Genomic DNA, 18,284 nt, shown 5'->3' on the forward strand with positions numbered 1-18,284 from the left:
TGTGCAAATCCTGCCGGGCTGCTATTGGGCCAACAGCTCTTCCACGGCAAGGACGCTCCATGACGGCGGTTCGTTTCGGATTGATGGCGTTGCTGCTCTGGATGCTTGCCGGCGTGGCCATGGCCCAGGCGCCGGGCGAGGAGCATGTGCGGATCACGCTGGTCGCGGAGAGCGATCGGCCCGCGCCCGGCAGCGAAGTGACGCTCGCGCTCGCCGCGGTGCCCGAGAAGGGCTGGCACGCCTATTGGCTCAATCCCGGCGATGCCGGCCTGCCGGCGCGCGCCGAATGGACGCTGCCCAAGGGCACGGGCATCGGCGAGATCCGCTATCCGGTCCCCGAGCGGCTGACGATCGCCGGGCTGATGAACTATGTCTATGAAGGGCCGTTCGCGCCGCTGGTGACGCTCAAGGTCCCGGCGGATGCGAGCGGTGCCTTCCCGATCAAGCTGAAGCTCAACTATCTGGTCTGCACCGATGCGATCTGCGTGCCCGGCAAGGCGGACCTGGCGACCACGCTCCAGATCGGCGACGGCAGCGTGGTTCCCGGGATCCGGGCCCAGTTCGACGCCTGGCGCGCGGCATTGCCCAGGCCGCTCGGCGCGCAGGGAGTCTATCAGGTCCAGGGCAAGGCGCTGCGCCTGGCCATTCCCTTCCCGGCTGCCGCAGCGGCACGGGGGGAAGGCTATTTCTTCCCTGCCACCCACGGCGCGTTCGACTATGCCGCCCCCCAGAAAGTGACGCGCGACGGCGACAGCGTGGTGGTCGACACGGCGGGCGTGAAGTCGGTGGGGCCGATCGAGGGGCTGCTGGCGTTCGGCAAGCAGGGCTTCTGGGTGCGCGCGGTGCCCGGCACCGTGCCCGCCGCCAAGGCCGTGCCCGCGCAGCTGCCGTGGAGCGGCGCGCTGCTCGCCTTTCTCGGCGCGGTGCTGGGCGGGCTGATCCTTAACATCATGCCCTGCGTCTTCCCGATCCTCAGCCTCAAGGCGCTGAGCCTGGCCAAGGCCAATGCCGAGGGCGGCAGCCCGCGCGCCGAGGCGCTGGCCTATACCGCGGGCGTGGTGCTGGTCTGCCTGGCGCTGGGCGGCACGCTGCTGGCGCTGCGGGCGGGCGGCGCGACGCTGGGCTGGGCCTTCCAGCTGCAGGATCCGCGCGTCATCCTGCTGCTGCTGCTCCTCGTCACCGGCATCGCCTTCAACCTGGCCGGGCTGTTCGAGCTTTCCGCCCCGGGCTTCGTCAATCGCGCGGCTTCCAGGGGAACCGGCGGCGCCTTCATGACCGGCGCGCTCGCCGCCTTTGTCGCGACGCCGTGCACCGGCCCGTTCATGGGCGCGGCGCTGGGCGCGGCGCTGGTGCTGCCCTGGCCGGCGGCGCTGGCGGTGTTCGCCGGGCTCGGGCTCGGCATCGCGCTGCCCTTCCTGCTGCTCGGCTTCGTGCCCGCCTTCCGCCGGCTGCTGCCCAGGCCCGGCGCCTGGATGGAGACGCTGCGCCGCATCCTTTCGGTGCCGATGTTCCTCACTGCGCTCGCGCTTGCCTGGGTGCTGGGGCGGCAGGCCGGGGTTGCCGGCATGACGATCGGCCTCGCCGCCGCGCTGCTCGCGGTGCTGGGCCTGTGGTGGACGGGCCTGCGCCAGCGCCGGGGCAGGGCGCTCGCCTGGTTGCCGGCGGCGGCGCTGCTCGTCCTCGCCCTTGGCGCGATCGCCCTGGTCAGCACCGCGCCCACCGAGGCCAGGGCGGTGCCGGGCGCCGAGAAGTTCAGCGAGGCCCGCCTCGCCGAGCTGCGGGCGCAGGGCAGGCCGGTCTTCGCCTATTTCACTGCCGACTGGTGCCTCACCTGCAAGGTCAACGAAAAGGCGGTGATCGAGACGGATGCCGTCGCCAGGGCGTTGGCCGATCGCAAGGTGGCGGTGCTGGTGGGCGACTGGACCGACGGGGATCCCGCGCTCGGCCGCTTCATCGAGCGTCACAACCGCGCGGGCGTGCCGCTCTATCTGTGGTACGGGCCGGGCGAGGCCGAGCCGCGCGTCCTGCCCCAGATTCTGACCCAGGCCATGTTGATCGACCTCGCAAACGGGGCTTGAGAAGGAGAGCGAAGATGATTCATCGCATGCTGGTCGGTGCCGCCATCGTGGCGGCAGGTGTCGCTGCCGCGCCGCTGATGGCCGAGCCCGAGATCGCCGCCGCCGTCCCCAATTTCCGCGCCCTGGACATGCACGGCAAGGTGGTCGACCTTTCCGCCTATCGCGGCAAGACCGTGGTGCTCGAATGGAACAACCCCGGCTGCCCCTTCGTGAAGAAGCATTATGGTAGCGGCAACATGCAGAGGACTCAGGCGGCGGCGGCCGCGCAGGGCGTGGTGTGGCTGACAATCAACTCGGGTGCGCCGGGCCTGCAAGGGCACATGACCGGGCCGGAGGCGCAGCAGTTCGTTGCTGCGGAGAAGGCGAAGCCCACTGCCTATCTGCTCGATCCCAAGGGGCTGGTCGGCAAGGGCTATGGCGCCAAGACGACGCCGCACCTGTACGTCATCGATGGCCAGGGCCGGCTCGCCTACAAGGGCGGGATCGACGACCGGCCCACCGCCGATGTCGCGGACATCGCCGGCGCACGCAACCATGTGCTGGCGGCGCTGGCCGAGATGCGCGCGGGCAAGCCGGTATCGGTGCCGGAGACGCGACCCTATGGCTGCAGCGTGAAATATGCGAGCTAGCTCCCTCTCCCCTTCAGGGGAGAGGGTCGGGGAGAGGGGGAGTGCGGGCATCATGCCCCTCTCCCCAGCCCTCTCCCCTGAAGGGGAGAGGGAGATGCCCCCCTTGTGCAACGCAACAAAGCGTTGCAGCATGCGATCCGTCGGCATTACCGGCACATGGGAGGCGCATGGCGGCAAGCGGGGCGTTCGACGAAATCTGGGGGCATGGCGGGCCTGACAGTCCGCGCGCCGAGTTCGCCGCGCTTTCGAGATGGCTGGCCGATACCGACGCCGCCGAGCTGCAACGCCGCCAGCAATCCGCCGAAGCCGCGTTCCGCCAGCTGGGCATCACCTTCGCCGTCTATGGCGACAGCGACGCAGCGGAGCGGATCATCCCGTTCGACATCGTGCCGCGCGTGTTCCTGGCGGGCGAATGGGCCCGGCTCTCGGAAGGGCTGGTCCAGCGGGTCGAGGCGATCAACGCCTTTCTCGAGGACATCTATGGCGAGCGCCGGATCCTGCGCGAAGGCGTGATCCCGCCAGAGCTGATCTATCTCAACGAGCAGTTCCGCGCCGAGGTCGACGGCATCCGCCCGCCGCACGGCGTCTGGGCGCATATCTGCGGCATCGACCTGGTGCGTACCGGTCCGGACCAGTTCTATGTGCTGGAGGACAATGCCCGCACGCCCTCGGGCGTGTCGTACATGCTCGAGAATCGCGAGGCGATGATCCGGCTCTGCCCCGAGCTGTTCCGCGATTTCCGCGTGGCGCCGGTGGACAGCTATCCGGACATGCTGCTCGAGACGATGCGATCGGTGGCGCCCGGCACCAATCCCAAGCCGGTCTGCGTCGTGCTCACGCCCGGTCATTTCAACTCGGCCTATTACGAGCATTCGTTCCTGGCGGACTCGATGGGCGTCGAGCTGGTCGAGGCGGCGGACCTGGTGGTGGACGACGACATCGTCTGGATGCAGACGATCGCCGGGCGCGTGAAGGTCGACGTCATCTATCGCCGCATCGACGACGATTTCCTCGATCCGCTGGTCTTCCGTCCGGATTCGATGCTCGGCGTGCCCGGCATCCTGGCGGCATATCGCGCGGGCAATGTCGCGATCCTCAACGCGCCGGGCAACGGCATCGCCGACGACAAGGCGATCTACAGCTACATGCCCGAGATTGTGCGCTTCTATTCGGGCGGCGAAGCGAGGCTGCCCAATGTCGAGACCTGGCGCTGCCGCGAGCCCGAGGCGCTGAAATATGTGCTCGCCAACCTGCCGGAGCTGGTGGTGAAGCTGGTCGACGGGTCGGGCGGCTATGGGATGCTGGTCGGACCCACCGCGACCCGGGCCGAGATCGAGGCATTCCGTGCCGCGCTGGTCGCCGAGCCGCACCGCTATATCGCCCAGCCCACGCTGGCGCTGTCCACCGTGCCCACGCTGGCGGATCGGGGCCTGGCCCCCCGCCATGTCGATTTCCGCCCCTTCGTGCTGACCGGTCGCGACGGTGTGCGGGTGGCGCCGGGCGGGCTGACGCGCGTGGCGCTGCGCGAAGGCTCGCTGGTGGTGAACTCCAGCCAGGGCGGCGGCACCAAGGACAGCTTCGTGCTGCTGGACGACGGGGCATGAGGGGCATGAGGGGCATGATCCCAGGCCCTTCCCGCGCGCGCATCGCGAGGGGGGCCTGCACATGCTGATGCTCTCCCGCACCGCCGCTGCGCTCTACTGGCTCGGCCGCTATCTCGAGCGGGCGGACTTCATCGCCCGGCTGGTCGAGGCGACCGTCCGCCTCGACGCCCTCTCCGCCCGTCCCGCCGGCGAGGCGGCCTGGCAGAGCGCGCTCGCCGTCACCTATACCGACCAGGCCTTTGCCGCGACCGGGCAGGAGCCGACCCAGGCCCATGTCGCGCGCTTCCTCGCGCTCGACGACGGTCATCCCGGCTCGATCGTCCGCTGCCTGGAGATGGCGCGCAACAATGCCCGGGCCGTGCGCACCGCGCTGACCCGCGAGGCTTGGACGGCGATCAACCGTGCCTGGCTGCTCTTCCAGAACCGCCAGACCATCGGCGGCGCCACCGCGACGCTCAACCTGCTCGAGCAGGTGAAGGGCGAGACGCGCGGCTTCGAGGGCGCGATCCACCGGATGATGCGCAACGAGGCGACCCTGCTCATCCAGCTCGGGGCCGCGATCGAGCGGGCGGACAACACCGCGCGGCTGGTCGACGTCAAATATCACCTGCTGCTTCCCGAAGGCGAGCGGGTGGGCGGCGTGGTCGATCGTGATCAGTGGAACACGATCCTCCAGACCGTCTCGGCGGTGAACGCCTATCGCTGGCTCTACAATGACGGGCTCCAGCCGGCCAATGTGATCGACCTGCTGATCAGCCGCGCCGAACTGCCGCGCAGCCTCGCCGCCTGTGTCGAGGAAGTGGTCGCGCTGCTCAACGCGCTCGCCAAGCGCACCGGGCTCCAGGGCGAGGCGGATCGCATGGCCCGCACGCGCCTGGCCCGGATGCAGAAGACCAGGACGCATGACGTGATCGTCTCCGGCCTGCACGAGCATCTGGGGGCGTTCGTCCGCGAGAATGCGATGCTCGACGGAGCGATCGCCCGGCAGTTCAGGTTCATCTAGGGGGCGGCATGCGGATCGCGATCGAGCACCGGACCCAGTATCGGTTCAGCGAGCCGCAGGCGCGCATCGTCCAGATGCTGCGGCTCACGCCCTGCGACACGCAGGACCAGACGGTGGTGAGCTGGCTGGTCGGCGTGGATTGCGACGCGCGCCTGCGCGACGCGGGCGACGGCTTCGGCAATTCGGTGACGATGCTCTATGCCGAGGGGCCGATCGCGGCGCTCGACATCACCGTCACCGGCGAGGTGCTGACCAGCGAGGCCAGCGGCATCGTGCGCGGCAGCCTGGAGCCGCTGCCGCCGCTCTTCTATCTGCGCGGCACTCCGCGCACCAGGACGAGCGACGCGCTGTTCGTCTTCGCCGCGGAGAGTATCGGTGCGGGCGGCGACCGGCTGGAGCGGCTTCACGCGCTCAACGCGGCGCTGCGCCAGCGCTTCCCCTGCGTGCCCGACTTGCCCGATGCCGGCTGCACGGCGTCAAAGGCGTTCGAGGCAGGGCGGAAAGTCAGCTCGCGCGACGTCGCCCAGATGTTCATCGCCGTCGCGCGGAGCCTGTCGGTGCCGGCGCGCTATGTCTCCGGATATCGTGCCGAGGATGCTGCCCGCTCGGCGCCGCATGCCTGGGCCGAGGCGCATGTCGAGGGCCTGGGCTGGGTGGGCTTCGATCCCTCGACCGGGCTCAGTCCCGACGAAAGCTATGTCCGCGTCGCGATCGGGCTCGACGCGAGCACCGCCGCAGCGACGGGCGGCATGCGGATCGGACAGGGGCAGGAGCAGCTGGCCGTGGATCTGCACGTCGATCAGCTGGGAGGCGAGGAATAGGATCTTCCCGCGCAACCTGGCTGCGCGGGAGGAACCGGATCAGGCGAAGGCGGCCGCGTTCGCCTGCATCGGTGCCGCGACTTGCAGGTCCTCGCCCTCCAGCACCGTCCAGCCATTGGGGCCGAGCACTTCGATCGGGCGATAGCGCGTCTTGTAGGCCATCCGCTCGCTGCCCTTCACCCAATAGCCGAGATAGACATAGGGCAGGCCCGCCGCCTGGCTGCGCAGGATGTGCTCCATGATGATGAAGTTGCCCAGGCCCGGGCGGCTGTCGTCGTCGGCGAGGAAGAAGCTGTAGATCATCGACAGGCCGTCGGCCTGCTGATCGGTGATGCAGGCGCCGACCAGCCGGCCGCGCGCGCCGTCCACCGAAGGCTCGCGATATTCGATCACATAGGAGCTGACCGGCGACTGCTCGACCATGTCGGCATAGTCGTTCTCGTCCATCGCCGCCATGCCGCCGCCCGGATGGCGCGCCTTCAGATAGCGGTGGAGCAGCGTGAACTGTTCCTCGGTCGCCCAGGGCTTGCAGGCGGTGATCTCCAGGTCCGAATGGCGCTTGAGCAGCTTGCGCTGGCTGGCATTGGGCCGGAACGCATCGGCGACGACGCGGACGGAGACACAGGCGGTGCAGCCCGCGCAGCTCGGCCGATAGGCGACCGACTGGCTGCGGCGAAAGCCGATGCGGCCCAGCGCGTCGTTCAGCTCGCCCGCGTGCAGGCCGGAAAGCTCGGTGAAGATCTTCCGCTCCTGCCGCCCCGGCAGATAGGGGCACGGGGAAGGGCTGGTGACGAAGAACCGTGGAAAACGGGAAAGTGCAGTCACCCCTGATGCCCCTATCTTCTGGCCGATACGATGACCCGACAAGGCTGAATATGCGGTGCTTCGCGAAGGATGAAAAGCGGCTTTACCATGAAAGAGGGTTAACGATTCACCAGTTTCACGGAGGGCGCGGGCATTAACCATCGGGCCGCGTAAGCCGCTGCCTGAAAAGGGAATTTGTCCGGCGCGGCCATCATACCGGCTGCGGTGAATCGTGTGAATCCAGCGACGACTCAATTCGTCGCGCGTGCGATTCGCTTCGTCCGGTCGGCGCGGAACACAAGGAGTCCGGCGGAGTCGCGGCTGTGCTCCCCTCCCTGCAAGGGAGGGGCTGGGGATGGGTAGATGACCGCGTTACGGTGCGGTCGGTACTCGGCCAGCAGTATTGCCCGGACCCCACCCACCCCGACCCCTGCCTTGCGGGGAGGGGGAGGCGACCTTGCAATGTAGGATTTCGCCTGCTCCATCCTGATGGATGCAAGTCGCCCTCATGCCCTGCGCCGACAGCACCCGCCGCGCGCATGCCTGCGCGAGGGGAAAACCGGCCCCCCGTAGCGTAAACTTCGTAAACTTCCGCGGCCCGGAGCCGGCGCGAATCGGCCTTGCGCCACCCGGCCTATGCCAGCTCGACCAACTGCACTTCGTACTGGGCGCGGCGCAGCGCGGTCATCAGCCGATCGAGATGGTCGCGGTCGCGCGTCTCGCACTCCACGTCGAGGCTCAGGCCCTTGGCGGGCAGATTGGTGAAGATGCGCTGGTGCGAAAGCTCGAGGATGTTGACCGAGAGCTGCTCGAAGATCTGCGCCACCTTGTAGAGCGCGCCCGGCCGGTCCTGCAGGCGGATGCGCAGCCGCGCCATCCGGCCCGAGCGGGCCAGGTCGCGCAGCAGCACATAGGCGAGCAGCCGCGGATCGATGTTGCCGCCGCACAGCACGATGCCCACGGTCCTGCCCTTGAAGCGCTGCGGCTCGGCGAGCAGCGCGGCGAGGCCGGCGGCGCCCGCGCCCTCGACCACCGTCTTCTCGATCTGGAGCAGCAGGCTCACCGATTCCTCGAGGCGGCGCTCGCTCACCAGCACGATGTCGTCGACTAGCGCCTCGACCAGCTTGGCGGTGATGCCGCCCGGCTGCTTCACCGCGATGCCCTCGGCCAGCGTGTCGCCGGCGCAGGGCATGTCGGTGTGGTGGATGCGGTTGTACATCGAGGGGTAGAGCTCGGCCTGGACGCCGACCACCTCGATGTCGCGCCCTTCCGACTTGGCCACCGTGGCGCAGCCCGAGATCAGGCCGCCGCCGCCGATCGGGATGATCAGCGTGTCGATCTCCGGCACGTCCTCGACCATCTCGAGCGCGACGGTGCCCTGGCCCGCGATGATGCGCGGATCGTCGAAGGGATGGACGAAGGTGAAGCCATGCTCGGCTTCGAGCTGGCGGGAATGGGCATAGGCGGCGTCGAACGTCTCGCCTTCCAGGATCACGTTGGCGCCGTGATGCTCGGTCTGCGTCACCTTCACGATCGGCGTGTTCTTCGGCATCACGATCGTGCTCGGGATGCCGAGCCGGGTGGCGTGATAGGCGAGGCCCTGGGCATGGTTGCCGGCCGATGCGGCGATCACGCCCTTGGCGCGCGCCGCCTCGTCGAGCTGGAGCAGCGTGTTGAGCGCGCCGCGCTCCTTGTAGGCGGCGGTGAACTGCAGGTTCTCGAACTTGAGATAGACGGTCGCGCCGGTCAGGTCCGACAGGGTCTTGCTCACCAGCGTCGGCGTCCGCACGATCTGGCCCATGATGCGCGCCTGCGCTGCACGGACGTCGTCGATCGATACGGGGAGCGGCTGGGTCGCCGGGACTGTCTTGCTGGCCATGATTCCGCTCGCCTAGACCATCTGGCGGCGGGGGGAAACCACGCTTCTGCAATGAAGGCCATGTTCGGCGGGCATGAAGGCGCCGTATCTGGCGCGCGGGGAGAACAGGCCCTATGCCCTGGCTCCATGCTGAAGCGCCTCCTGCGGCTGTTCGCCGCGTTCGCCCTCGTCCTCGCCCCTGCCGCCGCCATGGCGGACGGGCTGATCGACAACGTCAACGGCATGACGCTGGACGAGAAGGGCGACGTGGTCCGCTTCAACGGCATAATGTTCAACCGCGACGGCCAGGTCACCGCGCTGCTCACGCGTGAGCACAAGCGGCCCAAGAAGCTCGAATGGAAGCTCGACATGGGCGGCAAGACGCTGCTGCCGGGCATGATCGACGGGCATGGCCATGTGATGGGGCTGGGCGCGCAGCTGCTGCTGCTCGATCTCTCCGCGACCACCTCGCTCGACGAGGCGCTGGCGAAGATCAAGGCCTATGCCGATGCCAATCCCACCAAGTGGATCATCGGCCGCGGCTGGAACCAGGAAACCTGGAAGCTCGGCCGCTTCCCCACCGCGGCGGAGCTGGACCGGGCGGTGTCGGACCGGCCGGCCTGGCTGCAGCGGGTCGACGGTCACGCCGCCTGGGCGAACAGCCGTGCGATCCAGGTGGCGGGCATCACCGCCGCGACCAAGGACCCGAATGGCGGCCGCATCGAGCGGGACGCCAAGGGCGCGCCCGCGGGCGTGTTCGTCGATGGCGCCACCGCGCTTGTCGACAAGTTCGTGCCCCGGCAGACCCCGCGTGAGCGCAACGCCGCCTTCCTCGCGGCGCAGGACCGGCTGTTGTCGCTCGGCATCACCGCCACCGCCGACATGGGCACCAGCGTGGACGACTGGCTCACCTATCGCCGCATGGCGGACCTGGGCCAGCTGCGGATCCGCATCATGAGCTATGCCAGCGGCGTCGAGACCGCGCTGGCGGTGGCGGGGCAGGGGCCGACGCCCTGGCTCTATGGCGACCGGCTGCGCATGGGCGGGATCAAGCTCTATGCGGACGGCGCGCTCGGCAGCCGCGGTGCCTGGCTCAAGGCCGAATATAGCGACGCGCCGGGGCAGAAGGGGCTCGGCTTCCTCACCGACGACCAGCTCCTCAACATGATGACGCGCGGCGCGATGGACGGCTTCCAGATCGCGGTCCATGCGATCGGCGACCGCGCCAACCAGCAGGTGCTCGACGCGGTGGAGGTGCTGTCCGACACCTATAAGGACGATCGCCGCTGGCGGATCGAGCATGCCCAGATCGTCGATCCCAGGGACCTGCCGCGCTTCGCCAAGCTGGGCGTGATCGCCTCGATGCAGCCGGTCCACCAGACCAGCGACATGAAGATGGCCGAGGCGCGGCTGGGGCCCGACCGGCTGGCCGGCGCCTATGCCTGGAAGACGATGCTCAAGGACGGCACCCGCATCGCCTTCGGCTCGGACTATCCGGTCGAAAGCCCCGATCCCTGGGCCGGCTGGGCAGTGGCCTTCACGCGCACCGACGCCAATGGCCAGCCCTTTGGCGGCTGGCGGATCGAGGAGGCGGTGACGCGCGAGCAGGGCTGGGCGGGCTTCACTACCGGCGCGGCCTGGGCGGGCTTTGCCGAGAAGCAGATCGGCCGCCTCGCGCCCGGCATGCGCGCCGATTTCATCATCGTCGATCGCGATCCGCTGCTCGCCTCGCCGGCGGAACTGCGCGGCACCCAGGTGCTCGAGACCTGGGTGGGCGGCGCGCGGGTGTTCGTGAAGAAATAGGCGGCGCGGATGCGGGTTGCGACCGGACGGCGGGCGGTCGCCTTGCTGATCCCGTTCGCGGCCTGTCGGCTGGTCGAAGGCGCGGAGGGGCGGCTGCGCACCATCCCGTTGCCGATAGCGGGGGAACGGAACGAAGATGCTCGAGCGGCTTGATCGACTGCTGCGCCTGCGCCAGCTTTCCGGCACCAATTGGCGGGAGCGTGCCGTCGCCGCGCTGGGAGCGGCGCTCGCCATTGGCGCCGCCGGAGCGATCAGCGCGCTGATCGTGGGCAGCCATGCGGCGCTGCTGCTCGCGGCGCCGATCGGGGCTTCGGCGGTGATCCTGTTCGCGGTGCCGTCGAGCCCGCTCGGCCAGCCCTGGCCTGTGATCGTCGGCACGATCCTGTCGATCGCCTGCGGCATCCTCGCCACGCAGCTGCTCGGCCATGGCCCGCTCGCCGCCGGCATGGCGGTGGGGGCGTCGATCCTGCTCATGTCGGCCACGCGCTCGCTGCATCCGCCCGGCGGCGGCTGCGCGCTCCTGGCCGTGCTCGGCGGGCCCGAGCTGCTCGCCAAGGGCTATTGGCTCGCGCTGGTGCCGGGCGGGCTCAATGCCGCGCTGCTGGTGGTCGCCGGCCTGGTCTTCCACCGCTTCTCGGGCCACAGCTATCCGCACCGCCCGGTGCCGGTGCCGGCCGACCCGCGCATTCTGCCCGAGGATATCGATGCCGCGCTCGAGGCGGCGCAGGAAAGCTTCGACGTCAGCCGCGCGGATCTCGTCGCGCTGCTCGAAGCGGCGGAACGCCATGCCGTCGCGCGGCGCCGGAGGGCATAAGCGAAAGGCCGCGATCCTCGTCGGACCGCGGCCTCGCCAACCCCCTGGAAACCTGTTGCGTCAGGCGACGGCCGAAACCGGCTCCTCGATGCCGTCGGGCTCGCGCAGCACATAGCCGCGGCCCCAGACGGTCTCGATATAGTTCTCGCCTTCGCATGCCATGCTGAGCTTCTTGCGCAGCTTGCAGATGAAGACGTCGATGATCTTGAGCTCGGGCTCGTCCATGCCGCCATAGAGGTGGTTCAGGAACATTTCCTTGGTGAGCGTCGTGCCCTTGCGGAGCGAGAGCAGCTCCAGCATTGCATATTCCTTGCCGGTCAGGTGCACGCGGGCGCTGTCGACCTCGACCGTCTTCGCATCGAGGTTCACCGCCAGCTTGCCGGTGCGGATGACCGACTGGCTGTGTCCCTTGGAGCGGCGGACCACGGCGTGGATGCGCGCCACCAGCTCTTCGCGGTGGAAGGGCTTGGTCACATAATCGTCGGCGCCGAAGCCGAAGGAGCGCACCTTGGAATCCATCTCGTTGATGCCGGACAGGATCAGCACCGGCGTCTGCACGCGGGCGACCCGGACCTTCTTGAGGACATCGTAGCCGTGCATGTCGGGCAGGTTCAGGTCGAGCAGGATGATGTCGTAGTCATAGAGCTTGGCCAGATCCAAGCCCTCCTCGCCGAGGTCCGTCGTATAGACGTTGAACCCCTCGGCCGTGAGCATCAGCTCGATCGCCTTGGCAGTGCTCGGCTCGTCTTCGATCAACAGCACGCGCATCGTCAAAGTCCCCTTGCCCGCAGGCTGCCTTGCCCCAATGAAAGGCATGCCCTGAGCGATTCATTAACCTAAGCGGGTCTGAAGGCAAAAGGTTAATTTCTCCCTAACCGGCTTGAATCCACGAGTCGTAGGGAATCTACCTAGGAGAGGACTCATTCTCGTTACGGAGTCGAGTCCTCTCGACGCGAATCTCGCCGCAGGTCCGCTTCAGCTGCTCGGACAGGAACGCGATCATCGTCTCGACCCGCGCGGGACGGAGCGTTCCGGGCGGCGTGAGCAGATGGAGGCCGGACGCGCTGGCCGACCATTCGGCGAGCACGGCTTCCAGCCTTCCCTTGGCCAGATCGTCCCCCACCATGAATTCGGGAAGCCGGGCCACGCCCAGCCCGGCGCGCAGCGCGGGCAGCATGGCGTCGCCATTGTCGGTGCGCATGGGCCCTTCGACCCGCACCGCGGCTTCCTCGCCGCCCGCCTTGCGGAAGCGCCACACATCGGGGTTGGCGGTGTTGGTGTAGACGAAGCAGGAATGGCGGGCGAGGTCGGCGGGATGCTGGGGCCGCCCCACCCGATCGAAATAGGCAGGCGACCCGACGATATGGGCAACCATTGGTCCAAGGCGGCGTGCGCGCAGCGAGCTGTCCGGAAGCTCGGCGATGCGCAGCGCGATGTCGATCCCTTCCCCGACGATGTCGACAAAGGCGTCGGACAGCCGGAGCTCCACCTTGATCCCGGGATAGAGCTTCATGAAGTCGGCGAGCACGGGCGCCACCGCCTGGATGCCGAAGGTGAGCGGTGCCGCGACCCGGACGAGACCGGCGGGGGCGCTGGCGGATTCGAAAGCGGCTTCCTCCGCCGCCTCGCCTTCGCTCAGGATGCGCTGGGCATGTTCGGCAAGGCTGCGGCCGCTGTCGGTAAGCGTCAGCCGGCGCGACGTGCGGTGGAAAAGGGTGGTGCCGAGCCGGGCTTCCAGGCGCGTGATCGCCTTGGAAACGGTCGCCTTGGACACTGCCAGCGCGTCCGCCGCGCCCGAGAAGGAGCGGTGCTCCACCACCGCGGCGAAAACGGCCCAGGCCTCGAAATCCGGTAGCTTCATGCGTTGTTTCTCTCGCTGGCGCTCACGGGCGCCGGGTGTCGACGGCGATCCAGTTCAGTTCCCAGCTCTTGCCGCCATCGGTTGAAAATGCCTGCTCGAACCGCGCCGAGTTCGGCGTGATGTCCGAGATCACGAAGCGCACCAGGATGGCGCGTCCTTCCCAGCTGTCCTGCGCATAGAATTCGCCGCAGCCCTTGTGGAACGCGCCGATCGGCGCCGGCGTGAGCACGCCTCCGCCGGCGCTGGCGAAGTTCAGCGACCATTGGCGCGCGCGCGGATTGTAGAGGCGCAGCGAGGTGCCCTCGATCCGGCCCGCCGGCCCCTCGACCTTGAGCTCCACCAGATTGGCCCGCCCGCCCATCACCGGGCGCACGTCGCTGGTGCCGCGATATTCGACCCAGGTCGTCGAGCCCGAGAGCGGGCTCTTCAGGCGCTTGAGGTGCGTCGTCCAGGATCCGATCTCCCAATCGAAATCCTTCTGCCCGTCCTCATCCGGCGCCGTCGCAGCGGGGCAGGTCGTCGGCACCGGGGCCTGCTGCGCCAGGGCGGTGGCGGGCAGGGCGAGCAGGATGGCTGGGGTGAGGAGTCGACGAAGCACATGCGGCATGACGGCTGCTTTCGGCGGTGGACCGGCCCAGTCTAGCAGCTTTCACCTCGAACGGAAGACTTGGGAAACGATCGGTTTCCAACGTTTCCATTTACCGTGCGATCCTGCCGCCTATCTTCCTGCTCAACACAGGAGGTGCAGACCCCATGATCGACAAACGACCCTTTGAGACGCTTGGCCATGCCGACCATGGCTGGCTCAATGCGCGGCATCATTTCAGCTTCGCCGACTATTACGATCCCAGCCGCATGAGCTGGGGCGCGCTGCGCGTCTGGAACGACGACGAGATCGCCGCGGGTGCCGGCTTCCCGCCGCATCCGCACCAGGACATGGAGATCATCACCTATGTCCGCCGGGGCGCGATCACGCACCAGGACTCGATGGGCAACAAGGGCCGCACCGGCGCGGGCGACGTCCAGGTGATGAGCGCGGGCACCGGCGTGCGCCATGCCGAATATAATCTCGAGCCGGAGACGACGACGCTCTTCCAGATCTGGATCATGCCGCGCGAGCGGGGCGGCCAGCCGAGCTGGGGCGCCAAGCCTTTCCCCAAGGGCGATCGCTCGGGCCGGTTCGTCACCCTGGCGAGCGGCTTTGCCGAGGATGCCGACGCGTTGCCGATCCGGGCCGATGCCCGGGTGCTCGGCGCCACGCTGAAGGCCGGCGAGAGCGTCACGCACGAAGTGGGTGCCGGCCGCCACGCCTATCTGGTGCCCGCGGTCGGCCGGATCGAGATCGACGGCGAGCCGGTCAATGCCCGGGACGGTGCCGCGCTCGCCAGCGGCAAGGCCTATGTCATCACTGCGATCGAGGACGCCGAGATCGTCCTGGTCGACAGCGAATAACCGACTTCCCCCTCCCGCTCGCGGGAGGGGCCAGGGGGAAGGCGTGCGGCCTTCCCGCCTTGCTCACCCCTCTCCCAATCCCTTCCGCCAGCGGGAGGGGAACTCGAAGGAAACCGTCATGTCCAAGATCCTGGTCCTCTATTATTCGTCCTATGGCCACCTCGCGAAGATGGCCGACGCCGTTGCCGAAGGCGCGCGCAGCGCCGGTGCCGAAGTGGATGTCCGCCGCGTGCCCGAGACCGCGCCGTTCGAAGTGGCGCAGGCCGCCGGCTTCGTTGCCGACCACAGCCATGCGGTGCTTGAGGACGTCAACGAGCTTGCCAGCTATGACGGCATCATCGTCGGCGCGCCGACCCGGTTCGGCCGCATGGCCAGCCAGATGGCTTCGTTCTGGGATCGCGCCGGCGGCGTCTGGTTCCAGGGCCAGCTGAACGGCAAGGTCGGCGGCGCCTTCACCTCGACCGCCACCCAGCATGGCGGCCAGGAGACGACGCTCTTCTCGATCATCACCAACCTGCTGCACTTCGGCCTGACCGTCGTCGGCCTGGACTATGGCTTCCAGGGCCAGTCCGGCGTCGGCGAAGTGAAGGGCGGCTCGCCCTATGGCGCGACCACCATCGCGGACGGCGACGGCAGCCGCCAGCCGAGCGAAGTGGAGCTGGACGGCGCCCGCTATCAGGGCCGCCGCATCGCCGAGGTGGCCAACAAGCTCGCGGTTTCCCCCCGCGAAGTCGAGACCGCGTAATCTCCCCCTCCTGGCGCGGTCTCCAGGAGCGGCGGCCGGACTTCGTGTCCGGCCGCCGTTTTCATTTGCGCGGGCGGAACGGCGGGAGGCGCCGGGAAGTTCGTCCGCGCGGCGGCGAAGCGGGCACGGGCCGCGGGCGTGCCCACCCAGCGCCAATGCCAGGGCTCCCAGCCCACGCCCTGCTTGTTGCCCGCCGGGAAGGAGAGCTCGAAGCCGAACGCCGGCGCCCGGCGCATCAGCCATTGCCCGCCCGGCGTCAGCGCGAAGCATTGCTCGGCCGCGCGGCAATCCGCGCCGCGCTGGACAAAGTCGATCGCATAGCCGGTGGCATGCTCGCTATAGCCCGGCGGCGCCACGAAGCGGGCGCGAAGGGCCGCCTCACCGTCGCAGTCGCGCAGCCCCGCGCAGAACAGCTGGCGCTGATGGGCGATCGAGCGGAAGCAGGACAGGGCACCGAGCGCGATCCCCTCCGCCCGCGCCGCCGCGAGCAGCCGCTCGACATCGGGCACTGCCTCGCGCGCCATGACGCAGCCCGCGAGACCCGGCACCGGCTGCAGGTCCGCCGGCGCCGCCTCGCCATAGGGGAGATGGTTGAACAGGCGCGCGACGGGCGCAGGCGGGGGCGCGGCGTCGTCGCCGGCATGCGCCGTCAGCGGCAGGAGCGAGAGCAGGATCAAGGCCGAAGGACGCATACGCAACCTCGCGACGCTGAAAAAAGGCGTCACCCGTTCAAACGCGGTTCAAGCGGAAAGGCTCACGCAACTTTGCACATTGCTGTGTCGTTGCGCAGTTGTGTCCACAGGGTCAAAAACAGGCCCGCCGTTGCAGCAGAGGGAGAAATCATCATGTTCCTGCGAGTTTCCTGTCTTGCCTTGTCCGCGGCGCTGCTGAGCGCCACCGCTTCGGCGGCGCCGGCGCCCCATTACGCCGCACCCGCCGCCATGCAGCGGGTGGACGGCAACAATGTCGGCCGCGTCCGCCACAGCGGCGGCGGCGCCTTTGTCGAGACCCGTCCCGGCCGCTGGGTCGAGTTCGCCGATGACGGCACGCTCATCCACCGCTTCGACGAGACCAATCGCAGCCGCGACGCGGTCAACCTCTACGATCCGTCGCGCGGCGCCCGCGTGCGCCTCGACCTGCGCCGCGGCGACATCTCGGGCGTGCCACGCTCGGGCCCGCCGCGCTTCCTCTACCGCATCACCGACGTCGACCCGCGCCGCAACAACGGCTGGGGCGACAATGGCGGCTGGGGCGAGGGCGGCTGGGGCCGTCCCGGCGGCGGTCGCCCGGGCGGCGGCTGGGATCGTCCCGGTGGCGGTCGCCCCGGTGACGGCGGCTGGGATCGTCCCGGCGGCGGTCGTCCCGGTGATGGCGGCTGGGATCGCCCCGGTGGCGGTCGCCCCGGCGACGGCGGCGGCTGGGGCACCGGCGGCGTGATCCGTGACATCGAGGTCGGGCCGCTCTGGAGCCAGTCCGACGCCGATCGCAAGTGCCGCGACACCGCGCGCGACATGCGCGGCGAATGGACCGGCAACTGGCACACCACCGTGCAGGGCCGTCAGTCGGTCTGCTCGATCCGCTTCCAGCGCTGATCCGAACCCACCACCGCTGGCGCTTCGGCGCCGGCGGTGGCATGGGCAGGCGATGTTCAAGGATCGCGTGCTCTTCATCGACGGCGAGGCATTGGTGATCGACAAGCCCGCGGGCCTGCCGGTCGATCGTCCGCGGGACCGCGCGGAAAGCCTCGAGGACCTGCTCGACCAGCTCACCTTCGGTTTCCAGCGCTTGCCGGTGCCCGTCCACCGGCTCGACCGCGACACCAGCGGCTGCCTGCTGCTCGCCCGCAACCCCAAGGCGCTGAAGCGCTTCGCCCAGGCCTTCGAGGCCGGGGCCGTGGCCAAGCGATATCTGGCGATCCTCGACGGCGAACCCGCGCAGGACAGCGGCACGATCGACTTGCCGCTGGCCAAGGTCTCGACGCGCGAGCAGGGCTGGCGGATGGTCGGCGATCCCCGGGGCAAGCCCTCGATCACGCGCTACAAGGTGATGGAGCGCAAGGGCGGCAAGAGCCTGGTCGCCTTCTATCCCGAGACCGGCCGCACCCATCAGATCCGCGTGCATGCCGCCGAAGGGCTGGGCGCGCCGGTGATGGGCGATCCGGTCTATGGCCGGGGCGGGCCGGCGATGATGCTGCACGCCATCGAGCTGACCCTGCCGCGCGAGGGCAAGGACGACATCCACGCCACCGCCCCGCTGCCGGTGCGCTTCCACAATGCGGGTTTCGGGGCCGGCTTCGGCCATGGCTGAGATACCCGACGAGGCGATCGTCGAGGAGAAGTTCCTCGCCTCGACCGGGCCGGGCGGGCAGAACGTCAACAAGGTTGCGACTGCCGTCCAGTTGCGGATCGACGTGTTCAAGCTGGGCCTGGCGCCCCATGCCTATCAGAAGCTCAAGACCCTGGCCGGCACCAAGCTGACCGCGGGCGGCGAGCTGGTGATCACAGCCCGCAAGTTCCGCACCCAGGAAGCCAATCGCGCCGATGCCCGCGAGCGCGTCGCCGAGCTGATCGCCAAGGCTCATGAACGCGACGCCAGGCGGATCAAGACCAAGCCCAGCAAGGCGGCCAAGGCGCGGCGGGTGGACGAGAAGAAGGGGCGCAGCGCCGTGAAGGCGGGCCGCGGCAAGGTGCGGCTCGACTAGGTTGAGAACCCAAGCAAGTATCTGATTTCCCGCCGTCATCCCGGCCTTGCGCCGGGATCCCGCTGCTGCTCGCGCTGTCGAGGTAGCGGGACCCCGGCGCAAGGCCGGGGT

The 18,284-nt window shown here is 68.9% G+C and carries 18 protein-coding genes; 12 read left to right on the plus strand and 6 right to left on the minus strand.

The window, feature by feature from the left end:
• The first annotated feature begins 59 nt into the window (after window positions 1–59).
• From ACIQCS_RS01140 to ACIQCS_RS01160, 5 genes are all read left to right on the plus strand, one after another.
• Window positions 60–2,078 carry a protein-disulfide reductase DsbD domain-containing protein gene (locus ACIQCS_RS01140; protein ID WP_345850533.1) on the plus strand — a complete coding sequence of 673 codons (2,019 nt, stop codon included), beginning with the start codon at window positions 60–62 and terminating at the stop codon, window positions 2,076–2,078.
• Between the two features lie 14 nt (window positions 2,079–2,092).
• Entirely contained in the window at window positions 2,093–2,707 is a 615-nt protein-coding gene (locus ACIQCS_RS01145) for a redoxin domain-containing protein (RefSeq protein WP_345850534.1), read from the plus strand.
• A gap of 167 nt (window positions 2,708–2,874) precedes the next feature.
• Window positions 2,875–4,311 carry a circularly permuted type 2 ATP-grasp protein gene (locus ACIQCS_RS01150; RefSeq protein ID WP_345850536.1) on the plus strand — a complete coding sequence of 479 codons (1,437 nt, stop codon included), beginning with the start codon at window positions 2,875–2,877 and terminating at the stop codon, window positions 4,309–4,311.
• A gap of 67 nt (window positions 4,312–4,378) precedes the next feature.
• Window positions 4,379–5,314: an alpha-E domain-containing protein gene (locus tag ACIQCS_RS01155; RefSeq protein WP_294052672.1), complete on the plus strand. Its 936-nt coding sequence runs from the start codon at window positions 4,379–4,381 to the stop codon at window positions 5,312–5,314.
• Between the two features lie 8 nt (window positions 5,315–5,322).
• The gene (locus ACIQCS_RS01160; RefSeq protein ID WP_345850538.1) at window positions 5,323–6,135 is read left to right on the plus strand and encodes a transglutaminase family protein; all 813 of its coding nucleotides are present in this window, start codon (window positions 5,323–5,325) and stop codon (window positions 6,133–6,135) included.
• 39 nt (window positions 6,136–6,174) lie between these two features.
• Here the strand turns inward: ACIQCS_RS01160 and ACIQCS_RS01165 are convergent, their stop codons facing one another.
• Window positions 6,175–6,960, minus strand: a complete 786-nt coding sequence (locus ACIQCS_RS01165) for an arginyltransferase (protein ID WP_345850540.1) — start codon at window positions 6,958–6,960, stop codon at window positions 6,175–6,177.
• A gap of 613 nt (window positions 6,961–7,573) precedes the next feature.
• Window positions 7,574–8,818, minus strand: a complete 1,245-nt coding sequence (locus tag ACIQCS_RS01170) for a threonine ammonia-lyase (RefSeq protein ID WP_345850542.1) — start codon at window positions 8,816–8,818, stop codon at window positions 7,574–7,576.
• Between the two features lie 126 nt (window positions 8,819–8,944).
• Here ACIQCS_RS01170 and ACIQCS_RS01175 point away from each other — a divergent pair, with 126 nt between their 5' ends.
• Both ACIQCS_RS01175 and ACIQCS_RS01180 read left to right on the plus strand, forming a co-directional pair.
• The gene (locus tag ACIQCS_RS01175) at window positions 8,945–10,600 is read left to right on the plus strand and encodes an amidohydrolase family protein (protein ID WP_345850544.1); all 1,656 of its coding nucleotides are present in this window, start codon (window positions 8,945–8,947) and stop codon (window positions 10,598–10,600) included.
• A 136-nt stretch (window positions 10,601–10,736) separates the two neighbouring features.
• Complete coding sequence (locus tag ACIQCS_RS01180; RefSeq protein WP_345850545.1) at window positions 10,737–11,414, plus strand: HPP family protein; 678 nt, start codon at window positions 10,737–10,739, stop codon at window positions 11,412–11,414.
• A gap of 60 nt (window positions 11,415–11,474) precedes the next feature.
• On the opposite strand, the gene ctrA is transcribed toward ACIQCS_RS01180, so the two are convergent.
• The 3 genes from ctrA to ACIQCS_RS01195 form a co-directional block, all read right to left on the minus strand.
• On the minus strand, window positions 11,475–12,182 hold the full coding sequence (gene ctrA / locus ACIQCS_RS01185; RefSeq protein WP_345850546.1) for a response regulator transcription factor CtrA: 708 nt from the start codon (window positions 12,180–12,182) through the stop codon (window positions 11,475–11,477).
• 136 nt (window positions 12,183–12,318) lie between these two features.
• Window positions 12,319–13,275 (minus strand): LysR family transcriptional regulator, encoded by a 957-nt coding sequence (locus tag ACIQCS_RS01190; RefSeq protein ID WP_345850547.1) that lies wholly within the window; start codon window positions 13,273–13,275, stop codon window positions 12,319–12,321.
• Window positions 13,276–13,297: 22 nt separating this feature from the next.
• Complete coding sequence (locus ACIQCS_RS01195) at window positions 13,298–13,882, minus strand: hypothetical protein (RefSeq protein ID WP_401529843.1); 585 nt, start codon at window positions 13,880–13,882, stop codon at window positions 13,298–13,300.
• A 146-nt stretch (window positions 13,883–14,028) separates the two neighbouring features.
• Here ACIQCS_RS01195 and ACIQCS_RS01200 point away from each other — a divergent pair, with 146 nt between their 5' ends.
• Together ACIQCS_RS01200 and wrbA are read left to right on the plus strand one after the other, a co-directional pair.
• Complete coding sequence (locus ACIQCS_RS01200) at window positions 14,029–14,727, plus strand: pirin family protein (RefSeq protein WP_345850549.1); 699 nt, start codon at window positions 14,029–14,031, stop codon at window positions 14,725–14,727.
• A 118-nt stretch (window positions 14,728–14,845) separates the two neighbouring features.
• Complete coding sequence (gene wrbA, locus ACIQCS_RS01205; RefSeq protein ID WP_345850552.1) at window positions 14,846–15,472, plus strand: NAD(P)H:quinone oxidoreductase; 627 nt, start codon at window positions 14,846–14,848, stop codon at window positions 15,470–15,472.
• Here the strand turns inward: wrbA and ACIQCS_RS01210 are convergent.
• Window positions 15,403–16,164, minus strand: coding sequence for a M15 family metallopeptidase (locus ACIQCS_RS01210; RefSeq protein ID WP_345850554.1), 762 nt, complete (start codon window positions 16,162–16,164; stop codon window positions 15,403–15,405). The two genes, wrbA and ACIQCS_RS01210, sit on opposite strands and share 70 nt — an antisense overlap.
• Window positions 16,165–16,317: 153 nt before the next feature.
• Between ACIQCS_RS01210 and ACIQCS_RS01215 the strand changes: the two genes are divergently transcribed.
• The 3 genes from ACIQCS_RS01215 to arfB are packed head-to-tail and all read left to right on the plus strand — an operon-like array spanning window position 16,318 to window position 18,173.
• Window positions 16,318–17,064, plus strand: coding sequence for a mannan-binding lectin (locus ACIQCS_RS01215; RefSeq protein ID WP_345850555.1), 747 nt, complete (start codon window positions 16,318–16,320; stop codon window positions 17,062–17,064).
• A 52-nt stretch (window positions 17,065–17,116) separates the two neighbouring features.
• Entirely contained in the window at window positions 17,117–17,779 is a 663-nt protein-coding gene (locus ACIQCS_RS01220) for an RNA pseudouridine synthase (protein WP_345850557.1), read from the plus strand.
• Window positions 17,772–18,173 carry an alternative ribosome rescue aminoacyl-tRNA hydrolase ArfB gene (gene arfB / locus ACIQCS_RS01225; protein ID WP_345850559.1) on the plus strand — a complete coding sequence of 134 codons (402 nt, stop codon included), beginning with the start codon at window positions 17,772–17,774 and terminating at the stop codon, window positions 18,171–18,173. Before ACIQCS_RS01220 ends, arfB begins: the two co-directional genes overlap by 8 nt.
• Window positions 18,174–18,284: the final 111 nt, after the last annotated feature.

The organism is Sphingomonas sp. NPDC092440 (genome assembly GCF_044754985.1).
Taxonomy (GTDB): domain Bacteria; phylum Pseudomonadota; class Alphaproteobacteria; order Sphingomonadales; family Sphingomonadaceae; genus Sphingomonas.

Coding starts and splice junctions, on each gene's coding strand:
- ACIQCS_RS01140 (WP_345850533.1), top strand. CDS start 60: ATGACGGCGGTTCGTTTCGGATTGATGGCGTTGCTGCTCTGGATGCTT.
- ACIQCS_RS01145 (WP_345850534.1), top strand. CDS start 2,093: ATGATTCATCGCATGCTGGTCGGTGCCGCCATCGTGGCGGCAGGTGTC.
- ACIQCS_RS01150 (WP_345850536.1), top strand. CDS start 2,875: ATGGCGGCAAGCGGGGCGTTCGACGAAATCTGGGGGCATGGCGGGCCT.
- ACIQCS_RS01155 (WP_294052672.1), top strand. CDS start 4,379: ATGCTCTCCCGCACCGCCGCTGCGCTCTACTGGCTCGGCCGCTATCTC.
- ACIQCS_RS01160 (WP_345850538.1), top strand. CDS start 5,323: ATGCGGATCGCGATCGAGCACCGGACCCAGTATCGGTTCAGCGAGCCG.
- ACIQCS_RS01170 (WP_345850542.1), bottom strand. CDS start 8,818: ATGGCCAGCAAGACAGTCCCGGCGACCCAGCCGCTCCCCGTATCGATC.
- ACIQCS_RS01175 (WP_345850544.1), top strand. CDS start 8,945: ATGCTGAAGCGCCTCCTGCGGCTGTTCGCCGCGTTCGCCCTCGTCCTC.
- ACIQCS_RS01180 (WP_345850545.1), top strand. CDS start 10,737: ATGCTCGAGCGGCTTGATCGACTGCTGCGCCTGCGCCAGCTTTCCGGC.
- ctrA (WP_345850546.1), bottom strand. CDS start 12,182: ATGCGCGTGCTGTTGATCGAAGACGAGCCGAGCACTGCCAAGGCGATC.
- ACIQCS_RS01190 (WP_345850547.1), bottom strand. CDS start 13,275: ATGAAGCTACCGGATTTCGAGGCCTGGGCCGTTTTCGCCGCGGTGGTG.
- ACIQCS_RS01195 (WP_401529843.1), bottom strand. CDS start 13,882: ATGCCGCATGTGCTTCGTCGACTCCTCACCCCAGCCATCCTGCTCGCC.
- ACIQCS_RS01200 (WP_345850549.1), top strand. CDS start 14,029: ATGATCGACAAACGACCCTTTGAGACGCTTGGCCATGCCGACCATGGC.
- wrbA (WP_345850552.1), top strand. CDS start 14,846: ATGTCCAAGATCCTGGTCCTCTATTATTCGTCCTATGGCCACCTCGCG.
- ACIQCS_RS01210 (WP_345850554.1), bottom strand. CDS start 16,164: ATGCGTCCTTCGGCCTTGATCCTGCTCTCGCTCCTGCCGCTGACGGCG.
- ACIQCS_RS01215 (WP_345850555.1), top strand. CDS start 16,318: ATGTTCCTGCGAGTTTCCTGTCTTGCCTTGTCCGCGGCGCTGCTGAGC.
- ACIQCS_RS01220 (WP_345850557.1), top strand. CDS start 17,117: ATGTTCAAGGATCGCGTGCTCTTCATCGACGGCGAGGCATTGGTGATC.
- arfB (WP_345850559.1), top strand. CDS start 17,772: ATGGCTGAGATACCCGACGAGGCGATCGTCGAGGAGAAGTTCCTCGCC.